Raw genomic sequence first — 16,706 nt, 5'->3', positions numbered from 1 at the left:
GAGCGATTGTTAAGCGATACGAGTATAAATAATCAAATTTTTTATTGCTTGGAACGTTTTTATTTTACTATTTTTGGCTAGTTATGTCCCTGCCTCTTTTATGTTTATATCCTAATTACCCCTTGTATTTAACAGTGGAAATGTTAAATTAATTAACAAGTCGTATGTGATGAGTAATGTTAATAAATAGGGGAAAGAGAGGGTTTTATGGAACAAATAAATAATACAAAACGAGAAAGAAATATGAAACAACGCTTATTTAGCATACTAAAGTTTATTGGATTTATGATATTATCACTTGCACCTTTGCAAATATTAGTTATTTTAATAGGATCCCAAAGTCAATTTTCAACCATGGTAAATAGTGTATTTGGAATTGTTTTTTTCGTACTAACTATTAGCATAATCATATTTTTGTGGAAAAGATATATCAGGTATTCGAATGAAAAAGCACAAAAAATAGGATTACGTGACCTTGGATTTGCCTTTCTTTTCTTTTTGATGGCACGAGTTATTGCTGTAGTTGGTACATTGTTAATTACTTGGATACATGGAGAAGACATGACAGCTAATGATGAAGCAATAATGTCCATAACGGATAATTCGGGGGATTTCTTAGCGTTTTACTTTTTCCTATTTGTACTATCACTAAGTATTCTTGTGCCAATAGCGGAAGAATTAACATACCGGGGGATAGGTGCTAATTTATTGTTTAGTAAGAAACGTTTTTGGTTGCCATTGATCATAACTTCATTAGTTTTTGGCCTCATGCATTCTCCGACAAATATTATTTCCTTTTTAATGTACGGATGTATGGGTGTCGTTTTTTTCTTGTCTTATCACAGAAGGAAAAATATTTTAGATTCTATATTAGTACATATATTTAATAATGGTTTACCGGCAATTGTTATAACGTTAGAATTTATGGGGGTGTTCTGATATGGTGAGTCGGATGAGTGCCTGAAAGTGGAAAAAGAAGCCTGGTTCCGGCACTAGAAGGAAAGAGGATCATATATTTCACTTATTAATGCAATGAGTTATTATAATTTGATTTAATTCAGACATATACATTTAGAGAACCATAGGGACAGGTCTATGGCTACCTTCAAACTAAACGATATTCAGAGGAAAGGAATATTACATAGCATCTACATAAAGCAAGGTGGCGGCTAAACTTCCTTTAAAGAAAGGGGATGATGCCGATGATGACATATGAGGCATTCAGTTTGATTGCTCAATTTAGCTTAGTACTAACAGCGGTTGTACAAAGCCACAAATATTTCAATTGTTGGCCGATTAATGAATGGGGATTCTACATCGTATTATGAAGATGTTGAACAGTTCAATGTGTTTAACAAGTTTGAAGCGAGCTCATCACCAAAAAAGGTGGTGGGCTATTTTGAGCGCTTATTTTGGAACATAAAGTTAAAGGCGAAAACTCAAACAAACGTTTGATCATTTTCGGAAAAGGGATTTTTACAACTTAGACCTCTATACGGACTGCTTATAGGCCGAGGTATGGCCCGGTAAAAGAACTGCAAAACGAACCGAAGAGCGAGCACATTATATAAACAAAACGAAACAAAACAAAAACATATCTACTTCTACTACGGACGGCCTGGCAGGGTGTTTTTTAGATTGTTTTTTTCATTCGACAAAAAAAGACAAAATGGAGTTCAAAAAGATGCAAAAACTTGCTAACTTACAAAACCTCTTGCAGAAACGTCATTTTTGCAAGAAATCAGGGTAGAATTTAGTAGAAATATGTCGAAGTTTGTCGTTTTTGCGAAGTTAGCCTCCTTTACCGTTTTTACTGGTTTGATTATGATAAAAGCGGCACAGAAAAAAAGGGAGGTTTTTAAATTGAAGGAAAACGATAAGTTTGAAGAGATTTTTAAACAAAATGAGAAACGTATTTCTTATCACATGCACAAGCTTGGCATTCGAGATCCACTAGGTGACTTTTAATCAGAAAGGTTGTTTGCCATGTGGACCGCCTACCAAAAATATGAGCCAAATAAAGGCCACCTCGCCACTTACTTCAACTACACCATTCGCAATCGCCCCATCGATCTCATCCGAAAGAAAACCAAGGACGAACAGAAGGAAGAAAATTAAAAACGAAAAGTACATACAAATGAAGAACATGAAAGGGATGAATAGGATGAATTACATAAAGGAAATGAATGCATTTTATGATTCTATTGAATATAACCCACTATCTAGTTCGGCAATTGCCCTATGGTATGCGCTGATGCATATCAATAATAAGACTAGGTGGAGGTGCGAATTTCGTGTGGCAGGGACGGTGTTAAGAGTTAAATCAGGTTTGACTGAATCTAGTTTTAAACGGGCACGTACGGAGTTAAAAGAAAAAGGATACATTGTCTATGAACCTCAAGGTGGTAATCAAGCTCCAGTTTATCGGATGATTAGTTTGATGGAAAGAGGAGATGAGCAACAACAGAAGGATTCGAGTATGGATGGAGTAGAAAAGATTTCAACTGAAAAGGAGTCGGCTGGGGAAGAGGTAACGAAACGAAAAAACGAGGAAAAGGAAGTATTTCAGTTTTATCAAGAAAACTTTGGTGTAATGAGCCCTTTCGTCATGGAGTCATTGAGCTGTTGGGTGGATGACGTAGGAGAGCTGTTAGTGATGGAAGCGATGAAGCGAGCATTGGAGCGGAATAAAGCAAGCTTGGGGACAGTGAAGAGTATCTTGCTGGCATGGGAAAAGAAAGGGATTCGAAGCATGAATGCAGTGAGAGAAGATGACATAGAATTTCGAAATAAGAAACAGCGGCGAAACTATCATTATTTTACTAGAGGACGATGTGAAGTGGTTCCGGATTGGTTTAAAGAACAAAAGGGAAAGAATAGGCGAGTAGAAGATCGGAATAAAGGGATGGAGGTTGATCCGGAAGAAGTAGAAGCCACCAGGTTGAAGATCAAAAAGTTGAAGGAAGAATTGGGATATGTGTAGATGATGGAGTACGGGTCCATCGTCCTGTTTGCTAGGATATCAGCATATACCACTGAGATATCAGAGCTCGTGGCCAAGATATCGGCAAACACCGCTGGGATATCAGCACTGGTGAGCAAGATATCGGTAACCACCACGGATATCAGTACTCGTGGCCAAGATATCAGCAACCACCGCTGGGATATCAGCACTGGTGAGCAAGATATCGGTAAACCACCACGGATATCAGTACTCATGGATAAAATATCAGCAAACACCACTGGGATATCAGCACTGGTGAGCAAGATATCAGGATACACTATGAGTATTCATTTTGTGCTATAATATATTATGTTTGTTTGCAGAAAATATTATATTATGAAACAATATTTATAACTTTTATATTCAAAACGGAGGATCATATATGGACTCTAAATTTAAAGGGATTGTTGTTGAAAATAGTGAAACGATTGTAGAAATGTGGCTTGAGGAAGTTGCGAGATTAAAAGAAGCTAATCGTACCGCTACGATATCAGATGATATGTACGATAATACGAACCGGGAATTTGTAGAGGTTATCTTTACGAGCATTAAAAATCAAGGGGCCATAAAGGCGGTTGAAACATTCTCGGAAAAGATTATCAGCCTCGGCTGGCCTTTAAGCTATATTACAGATGGTTTACAAGTCTTTAGAAGAGTAACGATTAATTTTATTTTGAGTCAATCGGATAGTATGGATACGGATTCCATATCCAATGTTTTATCTAGTGTGGATCGCTGGGTAGAACCGATAATTCGTGTATTAGTAAATGAATATACTGGAAATTGGGAGAATATCGTTTCCCTACAACGTGTTGCTTTGCAAGAATTGTCTGCCCCCCTTATTCCTGTGATTGAAGGCATTACCATCATGCCACTAATTGGAACCATTGATACAGATCGAGCAAAGCTAATTATGGAAAGCTTACTTCAAGGTGTCATTACTCATAATTCAGAAGTAGTTTTAATTGATATTACAGGGGTACCAGTAGTTGATACGATGGTTGCCCATCATTTGATTCAAGCTGCTGAGGCGGTACGGTTAATTGGAGCCAAGTGTATTTTAGTAGGTATTCGACCAGAAATTGCACAAACCATAGTAAATTTGGGTATTGATTTAACTAATTTCCCTACGAAAAGTTCGTTGAAAAAAGGATTCATGGCAGCTTTAGAAATGACAAATAGAAAAGTAACCGATGTAACGCCGTGTGAAGACAACATTGGAGACTTAATTGAATCGTTAAAAGGGGAGTAATTAGATGCGCATTCCTATTTTAAAATTACATAATTATCTATTAATCTCTATCCAAACGGAAATAGATGATAAAACTGCGATAGAATTTCAAGAAGACCTACTAGACAAAATCTATACAACTGGTGCAACGGGTGTTGTCATCGATTTAACATCGGTTGAAATTATTGATTCATTCATTGCCAAAGTTCTTGGGGATGTTGTAGCGATGTCAGATCTGATGGGGGCGAAAGTGGTTTTAACTGGCATACAACCAGCAGTTGCTATGACGTTAATTGAATTAGGAATTCACTTACAAAATATCCCAACTGCGTTAAATTTAGAGCAAGGCCTTATTAAATTACATCAGGAATTGGGGGAATAATTCATGAAACCTCAATCGTCCTGCGTAAGAATACAAAAAGAATGGGATATAGTCGGTGCGAGACATGTTGCAAGAGATATGGCAAAAGAATTAGGGTTTGGAATTGTGGACCAAGCGCGTATTGCAACAGCTGTATCGGAACTAGCCCGAAATATTTATTTGTATGCCAAAAGTGGTCAAATAATATTTGAAAAAATAGATACCATGGAAAGTAAAGGACTAAGCATAATAGCAATAGATTCAGGCCCGGGCATTGCAGATATTGGTCAAGTAATGCAGGATGGATATTCGACATCAGGAGGTTTAGGTGCTGGACTTCCTGGAGTAAAACGATTAATGGATGAATTTGTTATCCAATCTGAAATGGGAAAAGGAACGAAAATTACTACTAAGAAGTTAGTTCGTTAATGATACTAGATTGATAGGTGTATACATATTTAGACGTATGCACTTATCAATTTTTAGTAGAGTCGCAAATGGATTAGGAGGAAGTATATGGGGGAAGTAATCAATTCAAGCATAGAAGGTTACAAAGACTTATTAAAATCATTTATTGAAACTCAAGATGAGCGTTCCTTATATGGAGTAGAAATGATGAGTAAATCTTTCTTGAAGAATAATATATTGCCAGAAGAGATTGTCGATATGCACATTCAAGCATTAGAAGAGCTATACCCGGAGCTTTCTCAAGAAGTTAAGCATTCTATGAACTTTCTGTTGGAAGCGATGATTTCCTATGGGATCAAACAACAAGAAATACAATCTTTAAAGGAAAAACAATTTGCTATTCAGTCTGAGATTTCCGTAGCGGCAAAAATGCAAAATACACTTTTAAAAACAGAAATTCCTCAAGCGAAAGGGATAGACATTGGGGCAATTAGTGTACCTGCGCATCAATTAAATGGAGACTACTATCATTTTGTTAAAGGGAAAGATGACACAATTGGTCTCGCAATAGCCGATGTGATTGGAAAAGGGATTCCTGCAGCATTGTCCATGTCCATGATTAAATATGCAATAGATAGTTATCCAGAGGAATCTATGAAACCTAACGTTATTTTGGAAAATCTTAATCGTGTAGTGGAGAGAAACGTTGATCCAAATATGTTTATTACCATGATTTATGCACAGTATTCCCCTAGAGACAATAAACTTCGATTTTCCTCAGCGGGTCATGAACCTGGCTTTTATTACAATGCAAAAGAAAACAAGTTTACAGAATTAAAAACGAAGGGTCTAGCTTTAGGTGTGCTAGGGAATGTTCAGTATCAAGAATATATGTTAGAAATGAAACCAGGTGATATGGTCATATTCTTAACGGATGGGGTAACAGAAACAAAAGACCAAGGTCGATTTATTGAAACTCAGGAAGTGCTGGATCCTATTAAGAAATATAAAGATCTTTCTGCGCAAGAAATGGTCGAACATGTATTTAAATACTTCGAACAGCTTCAAGATTTTAAACGAAGAGATGACTTTACATTAATCATCTTAAAAAAAGAAGTTTGAAGTCTTTAGAAACTGGGTAAAGTCTACTAACGATAATTAACGTGATAAAAGGTTATATAGAGCTAAAGAACTAGGGGGGAAGAATAATGGAACTAAACATTGATATTGTGGAGGAAAGAAATAAAAGTGTAGTTCGTCTTTCGGGGGAAATTGATGTTTACACTGCACCACAACTAAAGGAAAAATTATTACCTCTGACAAAAATGACCGGAAATGAAGTCGAAGTTGATATGGAATTCGTTTCATATATGGATAGTACGGGTTTAGGGGTCTTTATAAGTGCGTTAAAGTCATCGAACGAGAATAGTAGTAAATTAAAGATGATTAATCTTAGTGATCGTGTTTACCGTGTTTTTAACATAACTGGATTACATGAAATTATGGATTTAGAACGCATCAACAAGGTGGAGAGATGATATGAGCAATGTTGACTTGATAGAAATGAAAATACCAGCAAAAGCGGAATATGTTGGTGTGATTCGTTTGACATTATCTGGAATAGCGAATCGAATAGGCTTTTCTTATGAGGAAATTGAAGATATTAAGGTTGCCATTTCGGAGGCGATTACGAATTCTATTACACATGGTGGTGTCAAAGAGGGAGAAGGAGAAATAACCATTAGTTTTGGTGTATATGAGGATCGTTTAGAAGTAATGGTGGCTGATGACGGAGAAAGTTTCCAATTAAACGAGGTGAAAAGTAAAATAGGACCCTACAAAAAGTCTGAATCAATGGAGGATCTCAGGGAAGGCGGATTTGGACTATTTTTAATTGAAGTTTTGATGGATAAGGTTCAAATCAATAATGGTCTGGATGGAGTTACTGTGTTAATGACGAAGTATTTAAATGGGGTAGGGGTGGACTTAGATGATGACCAAGTCTCAAGCCAATCATAAAGGAAGAGATGAGGTTTACCAGTGGATAGAACATCTCCAACAAAACCCTGAAGATAAGGCCACACAAGAGAAAATTATTCTTAGATACCAAAACCTTGTAGAATCCATCGCTATGAAGTATTCGAAAAACTCTACAGTACACGAAGACCTCGTACAAGTAGGAATGATTGGTTTATTAGCTGCAGTTAGAAGGTACGATGCATCATTTGGAAAATCATTTGAGTCTTTTGCAATTCCAACAATGATTGGTGAAATTAAACGTTATATTCGTGATAAAACGTGGAGTGTCCATGTTCCGCGTCGTATTAAAGAGTTGGGCCCTAAAATTAAAAAAGCGGTAGATGTTTTAATGGCTACGAATCAAAAATCTCCAACTATTAAAGAAATAGCAGATTACTTGGATGCTTCAGAAGAGGAAATTTTGGAAACCATGGAAATGGGCAAAAGTTACAATGCACTCTCTGTGGATAAAAAGGTTGAGGCGGATTCTGAAGGTGGAACGGTTGCATTAATTGATTTAATTGGATCTGAAGAAGGTGGTTATAACACCATCGACTACAAGATTATTTTGGAAAAAATCCTCCCAGTTTTATCAGAACGGGAACAACAAATTATAAGATTTACATATTTCGAGAATTTGAGCCAAAAGGAAACAGGAGAAAAACTAGGAATATCTCAAATGCATGTTTCTAGACTGCAAAGACGAGCTTTAAGAAGGTTGCGAGAAGCCATTCAATCTAATAGTACGGAGGTTTTCGATTGAGTTTTACAAATAACAAAATAGAAGTTTCTATCTTCCAAAAACCGAAAAATGGCAATTATTATTGCGGAGATAGTTACTTCTACAAAGAAACAGAGAAAGGGTTCATTTGTGCGCTAGCAGATGGTCTTGGTAGTGGAAAATATGCAAACGAATCATCTGAAATTGTCATAGATATTATAAAAAAGAACCCGGATGTTGAAGTAGAACAAATCCTATCCAAGGCCAATGAACAATTAATAGGGAAACGAGGAGTTGTATTAGGAATATTAAAAATGGATTTTAGTCAACGTTCTTATTCTTTTTCTTCTGTCGGAAACATCGGGATATTACAAGTTATTCGCGGAAAGAAAAAACGTAGTATTCCTAATACAGGTTATTTAGGTGGTTTTAAAAGGCCATGTAAAGTAATAAGGGGAAAACTTGAAGGAATTTCGAATTTTATTATGTTTTCTGATGGGGTACTGGATAGTGAATTAACCAAGTTATCCTTTGAGAATAAGAAAGATGTGGAGAGTATAACGAGGGCTTATAAATTCATAAGCAAAGAGGATCGTTCTGATGATACAACGTTAATAGCAATGAGTTATAGAGATGCGTAAGATGGCTGACATTAGAGTAGGGGTGTCGGTCTTTTTTCATGTTTGGCAGACAGGCAGTGTGAAAAACTTCCTGACTGGAGCCAGAATACTCGCCCCACCGTAAAGGTCCGCCTTGGAGCAGCTAAGCACCTCCCAAAAGGCTTGGGGATGCTTAGTTTTTTAAAAAGTTCACGTTAAAACACAATGTGGTAAGATATAGGGAGGTTGTACGTCTTTGCAGGAAGGAAAGTATAAAGATCTTTCCTGTTTGGGGCTCCGATTACTTGCCCCACCGTATAGATTTGCATAAGTGTAACTATGGCGTCTACCCAGCCTAATAGTGGGTGCCAAGTTTTCTAATGATTGCTTAAGGAGGCTTATCAATGGCAGTAGATATGGAACAAGATATTGTAGGACTAGTAGCTAAAGATACAGAAGTAAAAGTCAATATTGTGGAAAAGGTTATTGAATTATTAAGTGAAGGAAATACAGTCCCTTTTATTGCCAGGTATCGGAAAGAAGTTACTGGTGGACTTGATGAAGTTCAGATTAAAAATATTCAAGACAGGTATCAATATGCGGTCCATTTATCAGAAAGAAAACAAGAAGTTCTTCGGATTATAGAGGAACAAGGGAAATTAACTGATGACTTAGAAAAGGAAATAAAAGCCGCAACCCAACTGCAAAGAGTGGAAGATCTATATCGTCCGTATAAACAAAAGAGAAGAACAAAAGCAACGATTGCAAAAGAAAAGGGGCTAGAGCCTCTTGCTGAATTAATTTGGGACCAAGAGATTGCTCAAGTAGAAGAAGAAGCGCAAAAATACTTCTCTGAAGAACACGAATTACATACGGTGGAAGATGTATTGGCGGGAGTAAATGATATTATCGCCGAATGGATTTCAGATGATGCGGAGTTTCGTGATTATATTCGGGAAGAAACATTTAAGCGAGGAATGATTGAATCAGAAGTAAAAGATGAAGAAAAAGATGAAAAACGTGTTTATGGCATGTACTATGAATATCATGAAGCGGTTCGCTCGCTTGTTTCCCATCGAATCCTAGCATTAAATCGTGGGGAAAAGGAAGATATATTAAAGGTATCCATTGAACCACCTGTAGAACGAATTCATGAATTTTTACAGAATAAAGTCATTAAAAAACAAACAAACGAAGAAATCAAGGCAATATTGAAGGCGGCAATAGAAGATAGTTATAAGCGTTTAATACAACCATCCATTGAAAGAGAGATTAGAGCGAGCTTAACTGAAAAAGCAGAAGAACAAGCGATTGATGTCTTTGCAGTAAATTTAAAAAATCTATTATTACAGCCGCCATTAAAAGGAAAAACGATTCTTGGTGTCGATCCGGCCTATCGTACAGGTTGTAAATTAGCTGTGGTGGATGAAACTGGAAAGGTACTTGATGTTGGGGTCATGTATCCGACTGCACCAAAGAATGATGTAGTTGGATCTGAGAAAATAGTTATGGAAATCGTAAGGAAGTTTCATATTGAATTAGTAGCGATTGGAAATGGAACAGCATCAAGAGAAACCGAACAATTTATTTCAGATGTTATCTCTAACAATCAGCTAAGCATACCTTACATCATTGTTAATGAAGCTGGAGCAAGTGTGTATTCTGCTTCAGAACTTGCCCGTGAGGAATTTCCTGACCTACAAGTAGAACAGCGGAGTGCAGCCTCTATAGCGCGCCGTGTACAAGATCCATTGGCAGAACTTGTGAAAATCGATCCTAAATCAATTGGTGTCGGTCAGTATCAACATGATGTAAGCCAAAAAGCATTAAATGAGTCATTAACCTTTGTTGTAGAAACAGCCGTAAACCAAGTGGGTGTAAATGTGAATACAGCATCTTCTTCTTTATTACAATATGTTTCAGGCTTAAGCAAAACCGTTGCAAATAATATTGTGAAACGCAGAAATGAAGAGGGGAAATTTACGAAGCGTCAAGAATTGAAGAAAATACCAAGACTTGGTGCGAAGACTTATGAACAAGCTATTGGATTTTTACGCATTATTGATGGAGCGAATCCATTGGATAGAACTCCCATTCACCCAGAAAGCTATCCTAGTATAGAAAGACTTTTAGAAATGATGGACTGTACGATAAGTGATATTGGGACAGAAAAAATCCGAGATAAAATAAATGGATTGGATAAAAAAGAAGTAGCGGAACAATTAGAAATTGGAGAACCTACTTTAGTAGACATCTTAAATGCATTAAGTCGTCCAGAAAGAGACCCGCGTGATGACTTTCCACAACCATTATTGAAACAAAATGTCATGACATTAGAAGATCTGAAACCGGGTATGGAATTGCAAGGTACAGTTCGTAACGTGGTAGACTTTGGTGTGTTTGTCGATGTTGGTGTCAAACAGGATGGGCTTGTACACATATCAAAAATGGCGAATAAGTTTGTCAAACACCCAATGGATATTGCATCAGTCGGGGATGTTGTTACCGTATGGGTAGAAGATATTGATGTGGATAAAGGAAGAGTTGCTTTATCGATGGTACGGAATGAGAAGTAATGGAATTAGATAATGAAAAAAACCAAGGTGACATTTTAGTTCACCTTGGTTTTTTGTGGTTTATTTTTCTACACCAATTGCAGCTTCTACTTCACTTAGGGAAATTCCTAAAGCTTTTGCAACACCTTCACCATATTTAGGATCAGCTTTGTAACAGTTGGTAATATGTCGTAATTGGATGTCCTTTGTTGTTCCTTCCATTGCACGAGCAGTATTTCCGAATAATTGGTTTTGTTGCTCTTCAGACATTAGGTTAAATAACTTACCAGGTTGTTCGAAGTAAAGATCATCGTCTTCACGGAAATCATAGTATCCGATTCCGCCACCATCGTATAATGGATCTTGATGTTCTTTACTGTCTTGCCATTCTCCATAACTATTTGGAGAGTAGGAGATTCGACCACCAGAAGCAGGGATTACTCTTCCTTGACCATCTCTGTGGTAAGGATGGAAATTCTTTGCGTTCTTCGGATAGTTAACTGGGATTTGCCAGTGGTTTACACCTAAACGATAACGTTGTGCATCCCCGTATGAGAACAGGCGACCTTGTAACATTTTATCTGGTGAGAATCCAATACCAGGAACGATGTTGGTTGGTGCGAATGCAGCTTGCTCCACTTCTTCAAAATAGTTTTCAGGATTACGATTAAGTTCAACTTCCCCAACTTCAATTAAAGGGAAGTCTTTTTTATACCAAACTTTTGTTAAGTCAAATGGATTGTACGGCAATTCCTTTGCTTGTTCTTCTGTCATGACTTGAATGTACATGGTCCATTTTGGATAGTCCCCATTTTCAATAGCATGATATAAATCTTTTTGATGGCTATCTGGTTCTTTACCTCTTAAAACTTCAGCCTCTTGATCTGTTAGGTTTTTAATACCTTGTTGTGTTTTAAAGTGGAATTTCACCCATACACGCTCATTATTTGCATTAATTAAACTGTACGCATGGCTACTGAACATATTCATATTTCGGTAGCTTGCTGGAATTCCTCGGTCACTCATTACAATCGTTACTTGGTGAAGTGCTTCAGGAAGTGATGTCCAGAAATCCCAGTTTGCTTGTGAACTATGCATATTTGTTTTTGGATCGCGTTTAACAACATGGTTTAAATCTGGAAATCTCTTAGGATCTCTCATGAAGAAAACAGGAGTGTTGTTCCCAACTAAGTCCCAGTTACCTTCCTCTGTATAGAACTTCATTGCTGTACCGCGAATATCTCGATCAGCGTCTGGTGCACCACGTTCACCAGCTACAGTGGAGTAGCGAATGAACATATCCGTCTTCTTACCAACTTCGGAGAAAATATCCGCTTTTGTATATTTAGTAATATCATTCGTTACGGTAAATGTTCCATATGCACCGGAACCTTTTGCATGCATACGGCGTTCAGGAATTACTTCTCTATCGAAATGTGCAAGCTTTTCAATAAACCAGAAGTCCTCCATTAATAGTGGACCGCGTTTACCTGCCGTTTTAACATCATCATCATTAGGTACTGGAGCACCAAATGCGGTAGTTAGTTTTTTCTTTTCTTCACTCATTGTATTATCTCCTTCCGAATAATAGTTATTCTTGCAATCTAAGATTACTACTTTGATAGATTTAACCTTAAATCTATGTAGTGTGTATATATTTAAATCCATATGAATTGAAAAGGACGATTATCACTTAATGTGATAATCGGGAATGGATTAAAATCACTCCCAATTCATATTATAATACATTACAATTAAAAATCAATATTTAATTACAATAATTTTAAACAAGTAAATGTTATTGGTAAGAGTGAAAGTTATTTAAAGGTCACTAACAAATGATTATATAACTTACTTTTATGATATGATAAGATATAGAAGTATAATGAGGTGTTTTCAAATGGATCCATTAAATGAGAAATCATTATTTAATTTGGTTAATGATATATCGTTGAAATTCTTCGGTAAACCTTACACAGACAAGGTGGTTTTTAACCATCGTTTACGTACAACAGGAGGTAGGTATTTACCTTCTGAAAGATTAATTGAGTTAAATCCAAAATATGCTGTAGAGACGGAAACTGGTGAATTTATCGGAATCATTAAGCATGAATTATGTCATTATCATTTACATATAGAGGGAAAAGGGTATAAACACGGAGATGCAGATTTTAAGAGATTATTAAAAAAGACCGGATCTCCAAGGCATTGCAAACCTTTGCCTTCACAAGCAAATATGTATAAGTACTTATATAAATGTAAAGACTGTCACTATGAATATAAGAGAAAGCGTAGAGTAGATACAAATAAATATAGGTGCGGTAAATGTAGAGGTAGGCTTATATTAATGGAAGAATAAAAACGTTTTTGAAATACTGGCGTTCGTTATTAGCTTCTGCGAAAGTTACACTTATGTAGAAAGTAAGTCTGTACATGTTGAAAATAAAACTTTCTTAAAAATAACTTATACCTTATAAGGATGCGTGTTAGTGAATCCTTTATGAAAGATGGTAACTAGGAAAAGCGGACTTACGTTGTTTTCCTACAACTTTTACAAAAATGTTGACGGATTTTTTTATCCATGATAAATTAATAAAGCTGTTTCGGATTTTTTATTTTTAAGTTTTGCGATGATAAAAAAATCTTAATAAACAGTTGACAATCCACTTTAAATCGTTTATTATATAAAACGTCGCTGCTAATAATAAATGTTGAAAATAGACATATGTTAATGCAGTAGAATATAGAAGAATTAATTTTATTCCACAGTAGCTCAGTGGTAGAGCAATCGGCTGTTAACCGATCGGTCGTAGGTTCGAATCCTACCTGTGGAGCCATATTGGAGAAGTACTCAAGAGGCTGAAGAGGCGCCCCTGCTAAGGGTGTAGGTCGCGATAGCGGCGCGAGGGTTCAAATCCCTCCTTCTCCGCCACTTTACATAGTGGCCCGTTGGTCAAGCGGTTAAGACACCGCCCTTTCACGGCGGTAACACGGGTTCGAATCCCGTACGGGTCATCTTTATAAATAGGTCCGGTAGTTCAGTTGGTTAGAATGCCTGCCTGTCACGCAGGAGGTCGCGGGTTCGAGTCCCGTCCGGACCGCCATTCAATTGGGCCATAGCCAAGCGGTAAGGCATCGGGTTTTGATCCCGTGTACCCTAGGTTCGAATCCTAGTGGCCCAGCCATTTTTTCTTTTTGTATTAATTCCTTATATTAATCTGCTTTACATGTATTGTTAGAGTTTAATGGCGGGTCTTAAATACTATTGATGCAATAGTATTTTTTTATGAAAAGAACTAAAACCTTTAAATATTACGAGCCATTAGCTCAGTCGGTAGAGCATCTGACTTTTAATCAGAGGGTCGAAGGTTCGAATCCTTCATGGCTCACTTTTAATATTTGCGGTCGTGGCGGAATGGCAGACGCGCTAGGTTGAGGGCCTAGTGGGAGTTAATCCCGTGGAGGTTCAAGTCCTCTCGACCGCATCATGAACTATAATTTATTTTATTACATTATTGCGCCCGTAGCTCAATTGGATAGAGCGTTTGACTACGGATCAAGAGGTTAGGGGTTCGACTCCTCTCGGGCGCGCCATTATTATCGGGAAGTAGCTCAGCTTGGTAGAGCACATGGTTTGGGACCATGGGGTCGCAGGTTCGAATCCTGTCTTCCCGACCATTATTACTTTTCTATCAATCTATTATATATGCGGGTGTAGTTAAATGGTATAACCTCAGCCACGAGCGACACTTCTACCGAATAATCTACGAGTTGCCTCGAAGTATTGACTTCCTTGAATAGGCTTGTAGATGGAGAGGCATGTTGGTCGAGATTGAATCTGAAGTACAAATTTATTATATTGCGCGGGTGTAGTTAAATGGTATAACCTCAGCCTTCCAAGCTGATGTCGTGGGTTCGATTCCCATCACCCGCTCCATTATTTTTATAATGGGCCTGTAGCTCAGCTGGTTAGAGCGCACGCCTGATAAGCGTGAGGTCGGTGGTTCAAGTCCACTCAGGCCCATCCAACAAGACATTCGGCTCGTCCTCTTGTATCTACTGTAATTTTAGGGGACCTAGGTTACCTCATAACTAGATTTGTTCCTATACTTACATCGACAAGATGACGGCTGTTTTTCTTTTCTTATAATAATTATCCCTCGAAGCTATATACTTTGTAGTACCTTTCATGTTTTCCTCTCAATTGATAATAAAGACGATACCTAGATTATTAGATATGTAGAAATATACCTTTATTTCGTCTTTAATATGATGAATGAATTTTTCGGTGAATGTTTTTCCGTTTAAATTAGTTTCCAACAACTTGAAATTAACTTTAAAAGTATTTTCTGTGTACTCCGAGTATTAAACTTTTTATTTGAAAGTTCTATGTTACCATATACACAACTTGTGAGGGTGGAGTCGTGGTTTGAAAAAAATTTCAAACTATGGCTCTATTTTTTTGTTTGTTCATAAACTGACGGAATACAATGCTCTCCTCCTAGAAAGGTTAAGTGCGATACTACCTTTATTCTAACCCTTATTGATAGGAATTTCTTTTTTATTTCTCCTAATTTGTTGTTTCTGTTGAATAATTCAAAGGCTTTTAATTGTTAGCCCAGAACCCCCCTAGGAAACAAAGGAGGTGGGTGGGAGATTAACTACCCGTAAAGATCCGATAAGTGTGACTAACCATCATTGGGGATGAAGGAATTCCCAATGATGAAAGTCTTCTTATTTTTATTGTAGATTAAAAACCACAGCCTTTGTTACTTAAATCTAGACGGCATTTGGAGTCATTATCATTACTTAGTTCAGGAGTGTGAATATCAATAATGTGTTCAAGAAAAAAGGGGAGGTTCATTTACATCAACCTAGAATGGGTGAATTAATAATAAAATTTCAAATTAATTATACCCAATTAATGGGAAAAAATGTTACGCTTTGCCTAAAGAAAAATAAATAAAGGGGGATAGAATGAAGAAAAAATATATTTACATATTTGTTGGTCTTGTTATTGCTTATTTTATGTCTAATCACTTTTTGTATTTCGTTTCTTCTTTTGGAACTTTCGAAGTGATTAATAAACAAAAAACTGGTGATAAATTTGAGTTGGTTGTTGAATTAGAAGATGAAGGTAAAAATCAAGCAATTGAAATAAATGATAAAACCCAGATTATTTATAAAGAGAGGGATTACGCCTTCACAGAAGATATCTGGGAAAAAATAACGATTAATACAGAATATCAAATGAGCATACAAAAATATCGATTTCCTGTATCTGTTTTTAAAGGGGAATATAGTCTAAGCCTCCTTTATCTAGATTAAAGAAGTTATGGTTTATTATAGATAAAAAGTTATTAAAGATTAAAGGGACAGCGAAAAAGAATTCTCATATCTTAAACTTTCTAGATTTTGAATAATTGAAAATCCTAAAGTCGAATTTCTGGATAATAGGATACCCATGTCCAATTTAAGTGTTATTTTCAAAAAATGTTGCTCAACTTTTTGATCAAAAATGATGGTTTTATTTTTGTTCGCAAAACAAAAAAACACATCGCAAAAATTTCTTGAAAAAACTGTTGACAATTGATTGATAAGGATGCTATAGTATTCATTGTCGCTTCTGAAAGGCGCATCTAATTAACGACAACTAATTAAAAATAATTGTTGACATGAGATGCTAAAAGTGATATATTATAAAAGTCGCTGTTACGAAGCGATTAAATGAATTTGCTCTTTGAAAACTGAACAAAACAACCAGTATGTTAAGATAAAAGAAACTCGTTTTCTTTTAAAATAGAAGGT

17 protein-coding genes and 11 tRNA genes are annotated in these 16,706 nt (G+C 36.5%); 27 read left to right on the top strand and 1 reads right to left on the bottom strand.

Translation table 11 applies throughout. The features are described from left to right. Nucleotides 1-207: 207 nt before the first annotated feature. The 14 genes from ACFQ18_RS14995 to ACFQ18_RS14930 all read left to right on the top strand — a co-directional run bounded on the left by ACFQ18_RS14995 (nucleotide 208) and on the right by ACFQ18_RS14930 (nucleotide 10,919). Nucleotides 208-939 carry a type II CAAX endopeptidase family protein gene (locus ACFQ18_RS14995; protein WP_052771605.1) on the top strand — a complete coding sequence of 244 codons (732 nt, stop codon included), beginning with the start codon at nucleotides 208-210 and terminating at the stop codon, nucleotides 937-939. Nucleotides 940-1,202: 263 nt separating this feature from the next. Continuing rightward, on the top strand, nucleotides 1,203-1,328 hold the full coding sequence (locus ACFQ18_RS14990; protein ID WP_255449129.1) for a hypothetical protein: 126 nt from the start codon (nucleotides 1,203-1,205) through the stop codon (nucleotides 1,326-1,328). A 658-nt stretch (nucleotides 1,329-1,986) separates the two neighbouring features. Continuing rightward, nucleotides 1,987-2,118: a sigma factor gene (locus ACFQ18_RS14985; RefSeq protein ID WP_083381189.1), complete on the top strand. Its 132-nt coding sequence runs from the start codon at nucleotides 1,987-1,989 to the stop codon at nucleotides 2,116-2,118. Between the two features lie 46 nt (nucleotides 2,119-2,164). Next, on the top strand, nucleotides 2,165-2,983 hold the full coding sequence (locus ACFQ18_RS14980; protein WP_157851552.1) for a DnaD domain-containing protein: 819 nt from the start codon (nucleotides 2,165-2,167) through the stop codon (nucleotides 2,981-2,983). Beyond that, nucleotides 2,984-3,307 (top strand): hypothetical protein, encoded by a 324-nt coding sequence (locus tag ACFQ18_RS14975; protein ID WP_047183659.1) that lies wholly within the window; start codon nucleotides 2,984-2,986, stop codon nucleotides 3,305-3,307. 79 nt (nucleotides 3,308-3,386) lie between these two features. Further along, a complete protein-coding gene (locus ACFQ18_RS14970; RefSeq protein ID WP_047183658.1) occupies nucleotides 3,387-4,256 on the top strand; it encodes an RsbT co-antagonist protein RsbRA in 870 nt (289 codons plus the stop codon). 4 nt (nucleotides 4,257-4,260) lie between these two features. Next, nucleotides 4,261-4,617, top strand: coding sequence for an STAS domain-containing protein (locus ACFQ18_RS14965; protein WP_047183657.1), 357 nt, complete (start codon nucleotides 4,261-4,263; stop codon nucleotides 4,615-4,617). Between the two features lie 3 nt (nucleotides 4,618-4,620). Continuing rightward, nucleotides 4,621-5,025: an anti-sigma regulatory factor gene (locus ACFQ18_RS14960; protein ID WP_047183656.1), complete on the top strand. Its 405-nt coding sequence runs from the start codon at nucleotides 4,621-4,623 to the stop codon at nucleotides 5,023-5,025. A gap of 87 nt (nucleotides 5,026-5,112) precedes the next feature. Then, entirely contained in the window at nucleotides 5,113-6,126 is a 1,014-nt protein-coding gene (locus ACFQ18_RS14955) for a PP2C family protein-serine/threonine phosphatase (protein ID WP_047183655.1), read from the top strand. Between the two features lie 86 nt (nucleotides 6,127-6,212). Further along, nucleotides 6,213-6,542, top strand: coding sequence for an STAS domain-containing protein (locus ACFQ18_RS14950; protein ID WP_047183654.1), 330 nt, complete (start codon nucleotides 6,213-6,215; stop codon nucleotides 6,540-6,542). Nucleotide 6,543: 1 nt separating this feature from the next. Further along, nucleotides 6,544-7,023 (top strand): anti-sigma B factor RsbW, encoded by a 480-nt coding sequence (rsbW, locus tag ACFQ18_RS14945; protein WP_060668398.1) that lies wholly within the window; start codon nucleotides 6,544-6,546, stop codon nucleotides 7,021-7,023. Then, nucleotides 6,995-7,786, top strand: a complete 792-nt coding sequence (gene sigB, locus ACFQ18_RS14940) for an RNA polymerase sigma factor SigB (protein WP_060668397.1) — start codon at nucleotides 6,995-6,997, stop codon at nucleotides 7,784-7,786. The genes rsbW and sigB overlap by 29 nt, the downstream gene beginning before the upstream one ends. After that, a complete protein-coding gene (locus ACFQ18_RS14935) occupies nucleotides 7,783-8,385 on the top strand; it encodes an indirect negative regulator of sigma-B activity (RefSeq protein WP_225344141.1) in 603 nt (200 codons plus the stop codon). The genes sigB and ACFQ18_RS14935 overlap by 4 nt, the downstream gene beginning before the upstream one ends. Before the next feature lie 374 nt (nucleotides 8,386-8,759). Continuing rightward, complete coding sequence (locus tag ACFQ18_RS14930) at nucleotides 8,760-10,919, top strand: Tex family protein (RefSeq protein ID WP_379566671.1); 2,160 nt, start codon at nucleotides 8,760-8,762, stop codon at nucleotides 10,917-10,919. A gap of 60 nt (nucleotides 10,920-10,979) precedes the next feature. On the opposite strand, the gene ACFQ18_RS14925 is transcribed toward ACFQ18_RS14930, so the two are convergent. Next, nucleotides 10,980-12,464 carry a catalase gene (locus ACFQ18_RS14925; protein ID WP_047183650.1) on the bottom strand — a complete coding sequence of 495 codons (1,485 nt, stop codon included), beginning with the start codon at nucleotides 12,462-12,464 and terminating at the stop codon, nucleotides 10,980-10,982. Between the two features lie 334 nt (nucleotides 12,465-12,798). On the opposite strand from ACFQ18_RS14925, the gene ACFQ18_RS14920 reads away from it, so the two are divergent. The 13 genes from ACFQ18_RS14920 (at nucleotide 12,799) to ACFQ18_RS14860 (ending at nucleotide 16,226) form a co-directional block, all read left to right on the top strand. Continuing rightward, complete coding sequence (locus ACFQ18_RS14920; RefSeq protein WP_047183649.1) at nucleotides 12,799-13,257, top strand: SprT family protein; 459 nt, start codon at nucleotides 12,799-12,801, stop codon at nucleotides 13,255-13,257. Between the two features lie 403 nt (nucleotides 13,258-13,660). Next, nucleotides 13,661-13,735: transfer RNA gene (locus ACFQ18_RS14915), tRNA-Asn, on the top strand. A 4-nt stretch (nucleotides 13,736-13,739) separates the two neighbouring features. Further along, a tRNA-Ser gene (locus ACFQ18_RS14910) sits at nucleotides 13,740-13,830 on the top strand. A gap of 11 nt (nucleotides 13,831-13,841) precedes the next feature. Further along, a tRNA-Glu gene (locus ACFQ18_RS14905) sits at nucleotides 13,842-13,913 on the top strand. A 12-nt stretch (nucleotides 13,914-13,925) separates the two neighbouring features. Further along, nucleotides 13,926-14,002, top strand: a tRNA-Asp gene (locus tag ACFQ18_RS14900). Between the two features lie 6 nt (nucleotides 14,003-14,008). After that, nucleotides 14,009-14,083 (top strand) — tRNA-Gln (locus ACFQ18_RS14895). Between the two features lie 131 nt (nucleotides 14,084-14,214). After that, a tRNA-Lys gene (locus ACFQ18_RS14890) sits at nucleotides 14,215-14,287 on the top strand. Nucleotides 14,288-14,299: 12 nt separating this feature from the next. Further along, nucleotides 14,300-14,383: transfer RNA gene (locus ACFQ18_RS14885), tRNA-Leu, on the top strand. A gap of 32 nt (nucleotides 14,384-14,415) precedes the next feature. Continuing rightward, nucleotides 14,416-14,492: transfer RNA gene (locus tag ACFQ18_RS14880), tRNA-Arg, on the top strand. 7 nt (nucleotides 14,493-14,499) lie between these two features. After that, nucleotides 14,500-14,576: transfer RNA gene (locus ACFQ18_RS14875), tRNA-Pro, on the top strand. Nucleotides 14,577-14,761: 185 nt separating this feature from the next. Next, a tRNA-Gly gene (locus tag ACFQ18_RS14870) sits at nucleotides 14,762-14,835 on the top strand. A gap of 13 nt (nucleotides 14,836-14,848) precedes the next feature. After that, nucleotides 14,849-14,922 (top strand) — tRNA-Ile (locus tag ACFQ18_RS14865). 953 nt (nucleotides 14,923-15,875) lie between these two features. Next, the gene (locus ACFQ18_RS14860) at nucleotides 15,876-16,226 is read left to right on the top strand and encodes a hypothetical protein (protein WP_047186559.1); all 351 of its coding nucleotides are present in this window, start codon (nucleotides 15,876-15,878) and stop codon (nucleotides 16,224-16,226) included. Nucleotides 16,227-16,706 lie beyond the last annotated feature (480 nt).

The organism is Oceanobacillus caeni, assembly GCF_042678465.1.
Classification (GTDB): Bacteria; Bacillota; Bacilli; order Bacillales; family Amphibacillaceae; genus Oceanobacillus; species Oceanobacillus caeni.
Note: the sequence above shows the minus strand (reverse complement) of the source record. Positions and strands in the feature narration are given on the sequence as shown.